Raw genomic sequence first — 237 nt, 5'->3', positions numbered from 1 at the left:
CATTACGCGTGTTACCGTGCTTATCAATGATCGTTACTTGAGTATTTGTTTTAATCTTACCGCGTTGAATACGACCAATACCAATAACACCAACAAAGCTATTAAAATCAAGGCTTGAGATTTGCATACGGAAAGGCGCATCTGCATCCACTTGTGGTGGCTGCACAACGTCAACGATAGTTTTGAAAAGTGGTGTCATGTCATCAGCCAAGCTATCGGCTTCTAGACCAGCAACAC

Annotated in this window: 1 pseudogene; it reads right to left on the bottom strand. The window is 42.6% G+C overall.

The annotated features are described in order from the left end of the window. Positions 1 to 237: pseudogene (locus AAEY83_RS18430) on the bottom strand (translational GTPase TypA); the annotation flags it as partial.

The sequence above is a fragment of the Psychrobacter sp. TB20-MNA-CIBAN-0197 genome, from assembly GCF_040309765.1.
Lineage (GTDB): Bacteria > Pseudomonadota > Gammaproteobacteria > Pseudomonadales > Moraxellaceae > Psychrobacter > Psychrobacter submarinus.
This window is presented reverse-complemented; position numbering and strand designations above follow the sequence as displayed.